A 12,587-nucleotide genomic window follows, 5' to 3' on the forward strand; every position below is an offset into this window, starting at 1 on the left:
GGATAGCCCATTTTCAGGTCGTGCCGCAACGATAGAGCCTGGATTTGACGTCATCCTCATCCTGCGGGACGGGGCTTTACGGCGCATCAGATAAATCAGAACGACCAGGAAACGCCAAGATTAGCATTCCATGGCGACTCCAGCCTATTGCCCCGGGAATAGCTTACATCCGTATGAACAGCCAACCGCTCCGTTAACTTTACGTTAACACCAATTTGGTAAATACCTCGCGTACCACTTAAGTCATTGACAAACTTATCATTGTTGACGCCCACTTCATTATCATCAATAAATTCTCTTTCAATGGCAAGTTTGAGATAAGGTTGAACCTGAGTGTTATTAACTATCACGTCGTGACCCAGCCTCACCCCCGCCTCACCGATAACTGATTGCTGATTGCCGACATGCGCTTTCATACCATTGGATAAGGTGTAGTGCTGTGAAGTGCCGGTGAAACCCATTACGGAGGTATAGGGAACCACATAGGCATTACCAATATATAAATACTTGCCCGCTTCGAGGTTTATTCCTAATCCAGTTACATCATCACTACCATTTGCTGCCATGCCACTTGTCATACGGGCATTAACATCATTTTTAAACCGATTGATTTTAAGTATGCCATCAAGATACAACCCTGTACTATCGCGATAGCTTGTGTAGGCACCGACTGAATACGAATTTGTTTTACCACTGCCGCTATGATGAAAATCGACTTTAGAATGGCTGTAAGAAAAGAATACACCTTCTGACAGAATGCCATCAGCAAATGCCTGAGTATTATCCGCGCCTATCGTCAGACCATTAATATCCAGTTCAAAATTGGCGCCAGCTGAATTATTCAGTTTGAGTTGGCTCGTGGTGTAATGTCCCCAGACATTTAAATCGTGGCTATACGACCGTGTCTGATCCATACGACTACGCACGGTGTTAAGTTCGGTGCGAAAGATCAACGGATCAACAGCCGCCATCGACAACACAGCACGCGTACTGGGAGAAATCATCGGTGCAGCTGAAGGCACTGACGGAGTCGCTGCCGGTACCGGTTCTTCTGCTGCGGATTTTGCAGGAGTAACAGGTTCTGCCGCAGCCGCGTCCTCAGGAGTAACGGGCACATCCGCAGCAGGTGTAGCGGGTTCTGCCACAGCCGCGTCCTCAGGAGTAACGGGCACATCCGCAGCAGGTTCTGCAGGTGTGACGGGGTCTGTCGCCGCTGGTTCCACTGGTGTGACAGGCTGCTGCGCATTTGGCGAGAGCGCCCAGCCTCCCGTGCCATCTGCCACTAAAAAGTATTGATATGTGCCGACATCAACCACGTTACCGTTGTTGGCGAGCGTAAAATCGGCATCGCCTCCACCCGTCTGGATAATTTTTAAAGCAGATGCTGACACCGGACTGACCCCAGTATCAGCAATATAGACATCAAAATCGCCGTTTGCCTCTCCCTGAATAGTCAGGAAATTACCGGTTAAGCTGGCTAAGTTACTGTTCATATAGAACGAGCCAGTGCCATCCAGTGTTTGCATGGTTAATGTTGAATAACGGGTCGATGAAATATCGCTGACTGCTGAGTCAAAGTAAATACTGCTGCCACTCATTGTAACAGTGCCTAATGAATAGTGATAAGGGCTATTGGCCGTTGTACTTTCAGCCAGATGTAAATTCCCTGTTCCCGATAACACCAGGCTGGCATCCACCGTGTTAACATCACCAGACAGGTTTAGCTGAGCCCCTTCATTTACTGCGATAGTACCCATAAGCGTTGAGATCATGTCTGTCCGCTCAGGGTTATTCTGAACGTTCATCGTGCCATTGATGGTGCTATCAGTCAGGGTGCCAGACTCTATATTTGCAACGGCTCCATTCCCGACGATCAGATTGGTAGAGGAGGCCGTTTCAGTTCCTCCCAGAGTGTATATCCCGCTACTGATCACACTATCTACATCAGATCCCCCGACGTTATTCATCTGACCATCGTTCATCAGGATATTAACAGCAGTGCCTTTATTTATCAGTAAAGCACCACTATTAAAGGTACTGTCGTTAATGGCTGATGTATCATCCTCAAGCGTAACGCTGCCCTCGATGCCACCATTAACTGTCCAGCCATTAGCTTGCGCGTTTTCATTAATAGTCGCTTTTACACCGTTTTCAAGCGTGGCATTCTCAGAGATGGCGGCCATACCGTCCTTGATACTTCCCATCATGCTAAAAGTGGCGTCAGGCATTATATGCGAGTTATTATCAACACCCCCATTATTTTGCATCTCACCATAAACAACCGTATCATTAGCCGTACCATATTGCGGGCCAGAGGTATCTGTATCAGTTTTATTATGCATGAAATAGAGAATTTTAATGGTTCCCCCTTTATTAATGATTGAACCGTTACTTGTTCCCTGATTATCAACCGTTTGTAATCCACCTTCATTCACCGTCGCATTATTTGATATCGCCGTATCAATCCAGTCGTTATCCAGACCCGAACCTGTTTGTAACTCTGCTCCAGCATTGACAATAGTATCAGTATCAATACCAAAACGGTTTTCCAGAAAGGCACTCCCGCTGAGAACAGTACGGTTCATACTCCCTCCTAAAGCAGAATCTACTGTGCCATTAAGGCCCGAATTAATGGATATTAATCCAGCCGTTGATACAACATCGTTGGCAATACCGTTAACAGCTAATTCACCTCCTGACATCAGGATGCCGTTAGAAACACCGTCATAAACAATATAATGAACACCATCTTTTAAAATAGTGTTGTTAGCAGTTCCAAAAATAAACTGGCTACCTGTCAGAATTGTTGTGTTATTGGCTTCCCCTTCTACGGTTTGTTGAGCAGCATCACCGCCATCGATAATTTCGCCATCCACTGTCTGGCCTGCATTAACCACCGGAGTAAATGCTGCAATAGCATGGTTTGTGGGTAACATTGCAACTGCTAAAAAAAGCAATAACGTCTGAGTGTTATTTTCCATTAACTCACCTGTTTTAAAATCCATTCAAAATTAGTGTGATTTGACGCAAAACAATGACTGTCAACCGTATCCAGATGGATAGCAGAAGGCGAAATATGATAAAGCAATACTTCACGTTTTACTGAACTTTTATTAACCCCAACCGGATATATTGAGAAATATTTACGTTGGCACTCTGCTAAAATTGTCAAAAATCCGAGCATCAATACTATTATGACTATGCATGTTATTTTTAACAAAGAGTTGTTATTTATTTGTTAGATGCATCATCTTTCAAAGATGACATAATGATTATTTACTAAAATTCATCCATTAATTTAATTTATAAGAAGCAGGTAATTATTAATATTTAAATGGCACCTAAAACCAGCTCAGGGAATCAACATTATGACGAAGCAGTACCAGCAACGATCGCGGTTTTCGTGCGTGTGACACCTGTTTAAATGTAAGTTTATTCATTACTGAATCAAACCTCGCACTCGAGTTCATTTTTTTTAGATTAAATTCAGAAGCTGTTTATCAGGCGATTTTTTAGTAAGTTATGGCTGACTGATGATGTTTTTACTGATGGGTAGAACTTAATATCATCCGGATCCTTTAAGGGCCTGTCAGTTTACTGCAAAATTCTGAACCTGATATTTATATTTGTCTGGGGCGGGAGTTAGCAGGTAATGGATCCTGCCTATGCACCGAGCGGATATGCAAAGACTGGCGCGATGGCACTTAATCCATACACCTCGATTTACGGTAACGGCCCGATTAATTATGCATTCAGTGCAGGGACAGCTTTGGCTGCAGTAGGGATGGCGGGATAAGTGGATTGTCCATCATGCTGGCGACGATGCTCTCAGCAACGGTCATTGATGCACTTATCGGGAGGGACAGATATATGTAATTTAACATAATTAGTATTGTGCGCATAAAGTAGCAACCTGAATTTTTTCCCCTGTTACAACCCGGCATCCCTCCAATCTTGAGCAATCCTGCTCTCTGATCTACCTTCAGACAGCGTGTTTAACCTCTTACCCTTATCCCCCATCAAACCAGCCGGAGGCCAGATGTCCGACAGTAAACATTCCAAACCCTATAGCGGCACCCTGTTTTTCGATGTCAATGAAACCCTGCTGGACACCACTGAACTGAACCGGTCTGTCGCACAGCGGCTCGGCGACAGACCGGAACGCGCCGAGGCCTGGTTTACCTCGCTGTTGCATCATTCACTGGTCGAGTCGGTAACCGGCAGCTGGAATACCTTTGGTGATATCGCCGAAGCGGTACTGGAAATGACCGCCGCGCGTTACGGCGTCACCTTGCCGAAAAACGCAACACCTATAGCTGAGATTATCGCGGCCATGCCCGCCCATCCGGATGTTGCTGCAGGACTGACTGCCTTACAGCAGCAGGGATTCACCCTGGTTGCGCTGACCAACTCCTCTGCTGCGCTGGCAGAAAAACAGCTCGGTTCAGCCGGGCTGGCGCCACTGTTCACTCGCCTTCTCAGCGTGGAGCAATTGCAGGTTTATAAACCCGATCTGAAGGTCTATCAGTGGGCGATGAAAGAGATGGGCAAGCCCGTCTCAGAGTGCATGATGGTGGCTGCGCATGGCTGGGATGTGGGTGGAGCAAAACGTGCAGGTATGAACACTGCATTTGTTACACGCAAAGGGCAGGCACTCTACCCGCTGGCACCTGCACCCGATCTGCTGGTCAGCGATATCGGTGCGTTAGCCACTAAGATAAAACCGCTTTGCTGACCCGCCGTTTACCGCTAATACCTTAATGCCGCGAGAGTTAATCGCTGCCCGAAAACGCTAATAAAAGGCGTATTGGATGCGAAAACGCTAACGTCATTTTTAACTCAGGGCTTAACCACGATACACAGCAGGCCGATGACAATAATCACTACGCCCGCCAGGCTATGCCAGCTGAACGCCTCATGGAATACTGGCAGACAGACAGCCACCAGCCACACCAGCACATAACTCAGGCTGAGCAGCGGATAGACCCGGTTAAGCGCAAAATAGTGCAGCGCGCGAATCCAGCAGAGCATGGAGACACCATAAGCGCCCAGCCCGGCCAGCAGCAGCAAGGCGGGCAACAGGGCAATAGCCGGCAGCGACGTTATGCTGCTGACATCAGGCAGACGCGGCATCGCCCAGCGCATCATCAGCTGTGCCGCTGAGACCAGCAGCACGCTGCATGCAACCCATCCATAGCCTTTCATAGCTGGCTCGCCATCAGCGCCACCCCCGTCACCACCAGCAGCGTGCCGGCGATCTGGCGCAGCGTCAGGCGCTCGCGCCAGAGGATGCGTCCTGCCAGCGCAACGAAAATGAAGTTAAGGCTCAGCATCGGATAGGCCTGGCTGACAGGCACCCGTTGCAGTACCCGCAGCCAGAGAAGCATCGCGACACCCAGCAACAGCACGCTCACCCCAATCCAGCTTAAGCGGATACGGCGTGATGCCGCGTGGGTCGCCTGTTTCTGGCACAGCTGCGCGCTGCAGCTGAGCAGACTGACCAGCACAATCAGCAGCAGCATCACTTCGTCTGACTGTAATAGAGGCAGACCAGCCTGCCCTGGCGATAGACGGCGTCCGGCACCGGGATATCCTCGCCGATATCACTGTGGACCGAGTCGACCAGCAGCAGCAGAGATACGCTTCCCATGCGGCGATGATCGGCAAGCCAGCCGCCGAAATTCGCCTCAGAGACAAAGCGGGATTGCGCATCCGGGTAGCTCAGACCATATTCCAGCTCACCTTTAGTGTCATAGAAGTCGATATCACTGCGTTGCAGATGCCAGGCCACGGCAGACGCCACGCCGGGATTGTCCGCCAGGATAAAGTGACTTGAGGCCAGACGCTTGCTGATCGTCGAGACAAAGTGCTGCGGTTGTTTGGCGTCGCGGATTTTATCCGGGATCGCCGTGCCAATAAACAGGGCGACGCCCAGCGGGCAAAGCGCGGCCGCCAGCCAGCGGCGCTGTGCAGAGCGGCAGCTATAGGCGCCCACCAGCCCCCAGATGAGAAATGCCAGTGCCCCCAGCGCAAGTTTCAGCATCTCATGCGTGGCGAACAGCGGATGATGCGTCACGCTCCAGGGAGCAAGCACCAGCACGACCGTTGCCAGAGTAATGATGCCGAAAATCAGGTTGAGCCAGCCATTAACGGTTAATGCGCGCCCTGCCCGCTGCGCGGCGTTCAGGCCATAATGCGCCATCAGCAGCGATAGCGGCACAAAACAGGGCAGGATGTAGGTTGGCAGCTTGCCTTTTGCCAGGCTGAAAAACAGCAGCGGCATCACCGTCCAGCTCAGCAGATAGAGCGCGCCGGGATGCTGCTGACGCTCGCGCCAGCCGGTCATCAATGCGCCCGGTAACAGCGCCAGCCACGGCAGCGTTCCCAGCAGCAGAACCGGCAGGTAATACCAGTACGGGGCTTTGTGCTGCGCATTCTCTTCCGCAAAGCGCTGGATATGCTCAACCCAGAAGAAGTAGTGCCAGAAATCGGGGGCCTGATGATAGATCGCCAGCGCCCAGGGTGCGCTGATCGCCGCGGCTGAGAGCAGCGCCAGCGGCCCGAAACAGAACAGTTCGCGCAATCGCTGCCGCCAGATCGCCCACGGCAGAATCGCCAGCACCGGCACAGCCAGCGCCAGAAAGCCTTTGGTCATGAATCCCATGCCGCAGGCGAGACCCAGCAGCAGATAGCCGCCCGCCCGCCCGGCGCGTCCGCTGGCCTCCGTCGCCAGCCAGAAGCTGCACATCGCGGTCGCCAGCCAGAGCATCAGCATCGGATCGAGCACCGCATAGGTGCCGACGGCATAGACCAGCAGCGAACTGAGGAAGATAAGAGATCCGACAGCAGCCGTGCGCGCCGAACCAAACATCTGCCTGCCGAGCCAGTAGATCAGCACGGCGGTCATTGCCGTGGAGAATATCGATCCCGCCCGCACGCCAAAGTTATTATGGCCAAACAGCCACTGACCCAGCGAGTTAACCCAGTAGCCAGCAATCGGTTTTTCAAAATAGCGCAGACCGAAGAAGTGTGGCGTCACCCAGTTACCGGTTGCCAGCATCTCCCGACTGATCTCCGCATAACGGGTTTCATCCGGCTGCCAGAGATCGCGGAACATCGGTGGAAGCAGATAATAGAGAATAAAAAAGCTGAAAAAAAGTAACCACTTCGTGTTGTTGCGTATCCGCACTAGTTCGCCTCTTCTGTCAGTTTCTGGCAGCCCAGCCATCCTTCCCGTCCGGGGATTTCGCCTCTGATTACCTTGCCCACCGGCAGGGTGCTCAGATCGTCGGGCAGCAGCTCGCTTAACGGACAGAACTGAATGCCGTGACGGGCCGCAGCAGCCAGCAGCTGGTCAAAGTCCGGATAGCCGATAATTCCCTCAACTTCGGCATGCACGGTATAGACCGCCCCCTCTTCAGCGGAGAGCATTTTCGCCAGAATGTAGTCGTTATAGCCTTCTGCGCTGACCTCGCGGCCAACCACTTCATCCCAGGTCGGCAGCGTCACCGGAATCTGTACGGTGCCGATCTGCCCATCAGGCAGCATGGGCCGGAAGGGGCCGCTGCCACGACAGTCGCTGTTGTAGTGAAAGCCAAAATCCTGTTTGGCGGCGATCACCCGGCCATCGGCGCGCCAGCCCGCGACGGCCGAGCAGTTGACAGGATGACCGAGGATCTCACTCAGCGTTTCGGTGCCACGTGCTATCTGCTCAACCAGCTTATCCTGCGGCCAGACGCCGGCCCAGGTCTGCCAGGCAAAGTGGTCCCAGGCATGCAGACCCACTTCGTGCTGACGAGTGGCGTCCTGAATAATGTGCCGCAAGCCCCGTCCTATCTGCTTTCCCGGCCAGGCCGTTCCGGCGAGCAGAATGTCCCAGCCATAGAGCGACGCGGCGCGGGAGCGCAGCATCTTTATGAGAAATGCCGGTTTCACCAGCCGCCAGAGATGGCGGCCCATGTTGTCCGGTCCCACGCTGAAGAAAAAGCTGCCCCGCACCGCATGACGCCGGAACAGCGTAAGCAGCGCCGGCACGCCCTGCTTCGTGCCGCGCCAGGTATCTACGTCAATCCGCAGACCGATCTTCTTCATCACTTATCAGCCTGTGGCTCAATGGTGCGCAGGAAGAAGTCGAGCGTGTTATCGATAGTGACATCCATCGTCACGGTCGGCGTCCAGCCGAGCAGGCGACGCGCATTGCGGATTGCCGGTTTACGGTGCTCCACATCCTGATAGCCCTTACCGTAGTAGCTGCTGCTTTCTACCTCGCGAAAACCGGCAAACGGCGGGAACTGGCTGCGCAGCGGGTGACGTTCGAAGCTGGCCAGCAGTTGCTCGGCCAGCTCTTTGATACTGGCTTCGTTATCCGGATTGCCGATATTGATGATCTGACCATCACAATTTTGCTGTTTGTTTTCGATAATGCGGAAGAGTGCCTCAACGCCATCCTGAATATCGGTAAAACAGCGCTTCTGTTTGCCGCCGTCGATCAGCTTAATCGGTGAACCTTCTACCAGGTTGAGGATGAGCTGGGTTATGGCGCGGGAACTGCCAATTCGCGCGGCATTAAGGTTATCCAGACGGGGTCCCATCCAGTTGAAAGGCCGGAACAGGGTAAAGCGCAGCCCCTCTTTTTCGCCGTAGGCCCAGATCACACGGTCCAGCAGCTGTTTGGAAACCGAGTAGATCCAGCGCTGTTTGTTAATGGGCCCGACCACCAGGTTAGAGCAATCCTCATCGAAGCTGGCATCGGTACACATGCCGTAGACCTCAGAAGTGGACGGGAAAATGATGCGCTTCTGATACTTCACGCAGTCACGGATGATTTTCAGGTTCTCTTCAAAATCGAGTTCGAACACGCGCAGTGGATTGCGGGTGTACTCAATCGGCGTCGCGATCGCCACCAGAGGCAGGATGACGTCACATTTTTTGATGTGATATTCAATCCACTCGGAGTGGATGGCGATATCCCCTTCAACGAAATGAAAGCGCGGATGCTCCAGGAAGCGGCTGATCGCGTCTGAACTGATATCCAGGCCATAGACCTCGAAATGCTCATCCTGTAACAACCGCTCGGTGAGATGGTTACCGATAAAGCCGTTAACGCCGAGGATCAACACGCGGGTACGGCGTTGCAGCACCGACTGCGGCTGTGAATAGAGCAGTGCGCCAGGCACCATGCCCAGGCTTTGCGCCAGCTGGCTGCCGTTCATGTAAACACCATGCTCGGACTGTCCGGTCTGGATTTCAAGCGCGTCCTCGCCACAGGCAATCAGGAAAGGCTGCTTAGAGAGCACCGTCCCCGGCTTCGCATGATGCTGCTGCGGATGAACCCGGCTCTTCCAGACGGTAAATCGGACCGAACCGGCAAAGGCAAAGGCACCAGGCCAGGGATCGGTGACCGCTCTGACCAGATTGTGAATCGTCTGAGCCGGCTGATTCCAGTCAATGCGGCCATCTTCGGCCGTACGGCGGCCCACACGTGTCGCCTGGCTCTCATCCTGCGGCCACTCACTGACCTCACCCTGGCGCAAGCGGGGTAACAGGTCGCCGAGCAACTGTGCGGCGGCCTGGGTCAGTTTGCGGTGCAGCGTCAACGCGTTGTCCTGATCCTCAATCATCACCGCCTGCTGTGCCAGAATATTACCGGCATCCGCGCGTTTCACCATGCGATGGAGCGTAACGCCCGTTTCGGTTTCGCCGTTAATCAGCGCCCAGTTCAGCGGTGCACGGCCGCGATATTTTGGCAGCAACGAGCCATGCAGGTTAAAGGCACCCTTTTGGGCGCATGCCAGGATCTCATCGCTCAGCAGATGGCGATAGTAGAAGGAGAAAATCATCTCTGGTGCCATGGTGCGGATGCGATCAAGCCAGATCGGGTGATTCGCGTCGTCCGGTGCATAGACCGGAATGCCATGCTCTGCCGCCAGACGGGCAACCGAGCCGAAAAAGGGATTTTCGGTCGCCACATCGTTGTGGGTAAAAATGGCGGTGATCTCATAGCCTGCACTCAGCAGCGCATTGATGCCGACACAGCCCATATCGTGATAGGCGAAAACAACGGTCTTCATGATTGAATATCCTGTACTGAAGGCTCTTCTGGAGCCTGAACAATGCGTTGAACGAAATAGCGCGGACGCGCCCGAACGTCGTTGTAAATGCGCCCGATGTACTCCCCGAGCAGTCCCATACCCACAAACTGGGCGCCGATAAACATGAACAGCACAGCGAACAACACGAAGACGCCATCACCCGCCCAGGCCGCACCAAAAAAGAGTCGTAACACGATCAGCACCAGGGAGAAGGCGAAGCCGGAGAGCGCAATCAGGCTGCCGACCACGCTGAGCAATCGCAGCGGCGTGGTGGTCAGGCAGGTCACCAGGTCGTACATCAGGTTAATCAGGCGCATAAAACTGTATTTCGAATCGCCAAACGCCCGTTCGGCGTGGATCACTGGCAGCTCAATGGTGTGTCGGGCAAAAGTGTTGGCCAGAATCGGAATAAAGGTGCTGCGTTCGTGACAGTTGAGCATCGCCTCAACGATGTGGCGACGATAGGCGCGCAGCATGCAGCCGTAATCGCCCATGGCTTTGCCGGTGACACGCTGAATCAGCAGGTTGAGCGTGCGCGAGGCTTTACGACGGAACCAGGTGTCCTGGCGCTGCTGCCGGACAGTGCCCACCACGTCATAGCCCTGACACGCGGCGTCAACCAGCCGTGGGATCTCCTCTGGCGGGTTCTGCAGATCGGCATCCAGCGTAATGACCAGATCGCCACGGACCTGGCTAAACCCGGCCATGATGGCAGAGTGCTGACCGTAGTTGCGGTTGAGCAGCACGCCGGTTATCCGACTCCCGGGAACGGTAGCGGCCTGTTCAATCAGTTCGGCAGAACGATCGCTGCTGCCGTCATCCACCAGCAGAATTTCATACTCAATCTTAATTGAGTCACAGGCGGCGCAGGTGCGCTGAAGCAACTCCGGCAGGCTCTCCTGCTCGTTATAAACCGGGATGACCACAGAAAGCATATTGATTGGTTTGATATCGCGCATCTCAGGCTCCGGCAATGTCATGCAGGGCATGAATTACACGTTCGACATCCTGATCCGTCATTGACGGAAACAGTGGGATCGAACACATCTGCTGGCTATTAAGTTCACTGGCGGGCAGACGTAAATCGGAGTAGTGCTCGCGATAATATTTGTGGGTATGCGCCGCACGGAAATGCAATCCGCTGCCGATATTTCGCGTCTTCAGCGCCTGCATAAAGGCATCGCGCGACAGACCGCAGCGCTGTTCATCAATGCGGATAATAAACAGGTGCCACGCATGCTGATGTGGCCAGGCGGGCAGTGACAGCGGCGTAAACGGCAGGGTGCGCAGCGCTTCAAGATAGCGTTCAGCGATCTCACGGCGGCGGACAATAAAGCCCGGCAGTTTCTGTAACTGCACCAGCGCAATCGCTGCGCTGATATCGGGCAGATTGTATTTAAAGCCCGGCATTATCACTTCTGCCTGTGGCAGACGGCCCTGGGTCTGGCGATCGAACGCATCTACTGCCAGGCCATGAAACTTCAGGCTGCGTATACGATCGGCGAGCGCGGCGTCATCGGTTACCACCAGGCCCCCTTCCGCGCAGGTGATATTTTTGATGGCGTGGAAAGAGAAAATTGCCGTACCGCGATGCCCGACCGGCTTTTCATGATAAGTGGTGCCCACTGCATGAGCCGCATCTTCAATGATGGCGATGCCATGCTGCTCAGCCAGTTGATAGACTGGCGCGAGATCGGCAGGTGCACCGGCGTAATGCACCGGAATAATGGCGCGGGTGCGGGGCGTAATCGCCTGCGCTATCCGTTCCGGCGTCACCATCAGGTTATCGGGATCCACATCAATCATCACCGGCGTGGCACCCAGAAGCGTGATCAGGTTCAGGGTAGAGACCCAGGTCATGGACGGCGTGATCACCTCATCGCCAGGCCCGATCCCCATCGCCATCAGCGTGACATGCATCCCGGCAGTGGCAGAGCTTACTGCAATGGCATGTTGGTTGCCGGTCAGCTGAACAAAGGCCTGCTCCAGTTCGGCGCATTTTGCTCCGGTGGTTATCCAGCCAGAGTCAAATACCGCTTTAACAGCAGCCAGCTCTTCATCACCGAATGAAGGGCGGGAAAATGGCAAAAAATCCATGCTAAAACTCCTGCAAATCAAACCCATAAACTGTCGCACGTTGTCAATCAGGCACAACGCCGGAAATAGAATTGGAATAGCGAATTATCAACAGTCGGCAATAGCGTTATCGACACCCTACTTTCCCTTTATGGAATCAAGGTTACCGGACTGCTAATACAACCTAACGGATGAAAGTTAACTGAACATTAAATGAAGCGTGTTAATTACAATAAAATCAGGCAGGAGTAAGTTGATGAATTCCGAAAAAGTTCACTACTAAAGGACTAATAATCACCCTGACAACCACTCTTTCAGGTTTATTGATATTTTGTTTAAAAACAGCAGGATCGCCCAGTAATGTGCGCAGAAACGCGCTCATCCAGCAGCAGGAATGTTGGGGTGCGGAAATTAACACGC

At 53.2% G+C, this 12,587-nt stretch carries 9 protein-coding genes; 1 reads left to right on the top strand and 8 read right to left on the bottom strand.

Annotation, left to right across the window (positions count from 1 at the left end; genetic code table 11):
- Positions 1 to 95: 95 nt before the first annotated feature.
- Positions 96 to 2,981, bottom strand: a complete 2,886-nt coding sequence (locus AC0T7J_RS22750) for an autotransporter outer membrane beta-barrel domain-containing protein (RefSeq protein ID WP_473797410.1) — start codon at positions 2,979 to 2,981, stop codon at positions 96 to 98.
- Positions 2,982 to 4,039: 1,058 nt separating this feature from the next.
- Here AC0T7J_RS22750 and AC0T7J_RS22755 point away from each other — a divergent pair.
- The gene (locus AC0T7J_RS22755) at positions 4,040 to 4,735 is read left to right on the top strand and encodes a haloacid dehalogenase type II (protein WP_473797413.1); all 696 of its coding nucleotides are present in this window, start codon (positions 4,040 to 4,042) and stop codon (positions 4,733 to 4,735) included.
- 104 nt (positions 4,736 to 4,839) lie between these two features.
- On the opposite strand, the gene arnF is transcribed toward AC0T7J_RS22755, so the two are convergent.
- Genes arnF through arnB form a run of 7 tightly spaced genes read right to left on the bottom strand, consistent with a single transcriptional unit; the run spans position 4,840 to position 12,188 of the window.
- Positions 4,840 to 5,205, bottom strand: a complete 366-nt coding sequence (arnF, locus tag AC0T7J_RS22760; protein ID WP_473797416.1) for a 4-amino-4-deoxy-L-arabinose-phosphoundecaprenol flippase subunit ArnF — start codon at positions 5,203 to 5,205, stop codon at positions 4,840 to 4,842.
- Positions 5,202 to 5,522 carry a 4-amino-4-deoxy-L-arabinose-phosphoundecaprenol flippase subunit ArnE gene (gene arnE, locus AC0T7J_RS22765; protein WP_473797419.1) on the bottom strand — a complete coding sequence of 107 codons (321 nt, stop codon included), beginning with the start codon at positions 5,520 to 5,522 and terminating at the stop codon, positions 5,202 to 5,204. The genes arnF and arnE overlap by 4 nt, the downstream gene beginning before the upstream one ends.
- Positions 5,522 to 7,189, bottom strand: coding sequence for a lipid IV(A) 4-amino-4-deoxy-L-arabinosyltransferase (gene arnT / locus AC0T7J_RS22770; RefSeq protein ID WP_473797725.1), 1,668 nt, complete (start codon positions 7,187 to 7,189; stop codon positions 5,522 to 5,524). The genes arnE and arnT overlap by 1 nt, the downstream gene beginning before the upstream one ends.
- Positions 7,189 to 8,091, bottom strand: a complete 903-nt coding sequence (arnD, locus tag AC0T7J_RS22775; RefSeq protein ID WP_473797421.1) for a 4-deoxy-4-formamido-L-arabinose-phosphoundecaprenol deformylase — start codon at positions 8,089 to 8,091, stop codon at positions 7,189 to 7,191. Before arnD ends, arnT begins: the two co-directional genes overlap by 1 nt.
- The gene (gene arnA / locus AC0T7J_RS22780) at positions 8,091 to 10,070 is read right to left on the bottom strand and encodes a bifunctional UDP-4-amino-4-deoxy-L-arabinose formyltransferase/UDP-glucuronic acid oxidase ArnA (protein WP_473797424.1); all 1,980 of its coding nucleotides are present in this window, start codon (positions 10,068 to 10,070) and stop codon (positions 8,091 to 8,093) included. Before arnA ends, arnD begins: the two co-directional genes overlap by 1 nt.
- Positions 10,067 to 11,050 carry an undecaprenyl-phosphate 4-deoxy-4-formamido-L-arabinose transferase gene (gene arnC, locus AC0T7J_RS22785; protein WP_473797427.1) on the bottom strand — a complete coding sequence of 328 codons (984 nt, stop codon included), beginning with the start codon at positions 11,048 to 11,050 and terminating at the stop codon, positions 10,067 to 10,069. The genes arnA and arnC overlap by 4 nt, the downstream gene beginning before the upstream one ends.
- Before the next feature lies 1 nt (position 11,051).
- Positions 11,052 to 12,188 carry a UDP-4-amino-4-deoxy-L-arabinose aminotransferase gene (gene arnB, locus AC0T7J_RS22790; protein ID WP_473797430.1) on the bottom strand — a complete coding sequence of 379 codons (1,137 nt, stop codon included), beginning with the start codon at positions 12,186 to 12,188 and terminating at the stop codon, positions 11,052 to 11,054.
- Between the last annotated feature and the right edge of the window lie 399 nt (positions 12,189 to 12,587).

Source organism: Pantoea sp. E956-1, from assembly GCF_982223955.1.

Bases quoted from the DNA above. Each gene is read 5' to 3' on its own strand.
- AC0T7J_RS22750 (WP_473797410.1), bottom strand. From the start codon at position 2,981: ATGGAAAATAACACTCAGACGTTATTGCTTTTTTTAGCAGTTGCAATG.
- AC0T7J_RS22755 (WP_473797413.1), top strand. From the start codon at position 4,040: ATGTCCGACAGTAAACATTCCAAACCCTATAGCGGCACCCTGTTTTTC.
- arnF (WP_473797416.1), bottom strand. From the start codon at position 5,205: ATGAAAGGCTATGGATGGGTTGCATGCAGCGTGCTGCTGGTCTCAGCG.
- arnE (WP_473797419.1), bottom strand. From the start codon at position 5,522: ATGCTGCTGCTGATTGTGCTGGTCAGTCTGCTCAGCTGCAGCGCGCAG.
- arnD (WP_473797421.1), bottom strand. From the start codon at position 8,091: ATGAAGAAGATCGGTCTGCGGATTGACGTAGATACCTGGCGCGGCACG.
- arnA (WP_473797424.1), bottom strand. From the start codon at position 10,070: ATGAAGACCGTTGTTTTCGCCTATCACGATATGGGCTGTGTCGGCATC.
- arnC (WP_473797427.1), bottom strand. From the start codon at position 11,050: ATGCGCGATATCAAACCAATCAATATGCTTTCTGTGGTCATCCCGGTT.
- arnB (WP_473797430.1), bottom strand. From the start codon at position 12,188: ATGGATTTTTTGCCATTTTCCCGCCCTTCATTCGGTGATGAAGAGCTG.